General features: G+C 49.2%; 1 pseudogene. It reads left to right on the forward strand.

Annotation, left to right across the window (positions count from 1 at the left end):
• Positions 1-1,356 (forward strand): annotated as a pseudogene (locus AB6D93_RS24045) (conjugative transfer relaxase/helicase TraI); the annotation flags it as partial.

The following is a 1,356-nucleotide window of genomic DNA, read 5'->3' on the forward strand; positions in this document are numbered from 1 at the left end:
CATGAACATGACACGCGCACCATTGCAAGAGCCTACACCTACCTCTCAAACAAAGACGCAACACAAGTGCTGGCAAGCTCTAACCTTGAGCAGCGTAGATTGACAGAGGCTATCCGCACCTCTCTACAAAACGATGGCCAACTCGCCCGTACAGGCATCACTTTGTCTACGCGCCAGCCTCACTACTTATCGGCGCCACAACAAGAATTAGCGCAGCACTACAAACCTGGCATGACGCTTCGCCATTGGGAAGACGGCAAACCTCAAGAGTTAGTCGTATCAAAGTCTGACATCGCAGAAAACCGCGTGCATGTACAGAGCAAAAACGATGGCGAGGAATACACGCTTAATCCATCGTCAGCCGAATTTAAAGCGCTCAACATGCAGGTTTTTAAACCCGAAACCTTGCACATTAACCAAGGTGAACGCATCACGACCACAGGCAAACACTTTCCTGCCGGTTTAAACGCCAACGAGCGTTACGTGGTCACGGATATATCTCAAAAAGCGCTCACCCTCACCGACACACAAGGCGAGGCGAAAACCTTACCCATGGAGTCATTGAAAGAGGCCCCACTGAAATACGATTACGTGCAATCGACCAACCATATTGAGCCAAGAGCGCACACCCTGATTTCAGGTAAAGCCTTTACGCTCTCAAAAGAGCTCTTTCATGACCTCAGCGAAAAAAGCGCGCGCATCGATGTGTTTACTGATAAGCCTGACAAAGCGCAAACCATGCTCGAAAAAAGCGAAGTTAAACTCTCTGCTATTGAGCAAGTGATGCATACACAAGGCATCAATGACCGGTATCTATCGAGTACCACCGAAACCACCCTCAAGCACGACATCAAGTATGCGCTCTCCATACTGACGAAAGAGCAACAGTCCCCCCTGCAAGAAAAAGCGGTGAACTTTGCTCTTAATCACCTCTCTGAGCGAGAGGCCGCTTTCACGCAAAAAGAACTGGTGGTCGAAGCCATTCGCTACGCCTTTGAAGAGACCAATCAACCGATTGTGAAAGAGCAAATTGAAACAGAGCTAGCCAAACGCAGTGACGTCCTCTCTGCCGAATACAGCGATGGCACACGCTGGACAACCCAAGCGGCGCTAGAGACAGAAAAGCATATATTGCGGAACATTGATCAAGGTGAAGACCAACACACCCCTTACGCGTCATCAAAACAAGTCCAAGACTATCTTGATACGCAACCACGCCTCACCCAAGGTCAAAGAGATAGCATTATGCTTATCTCAACCACCAAAGACAGCTTTGTGGCCGTGCAAGGGTTAGCCGGAACGGGTAAATCCACCATGCTTGAGTCCAACATTGAACTGATTCAGCACGCGACTCAA

It is taken from the genome of Vibrio sp. 10N.247.310.23 (assembly GCF_041467155.1).
GTDB classification, from domain to species: domain Bacteria; phylum Pseudomonadota; class Gammaproteobacteria; order Enterobacterales; family Vibrionaceae; genus Vibrio; species Vibrio crassostreae_C.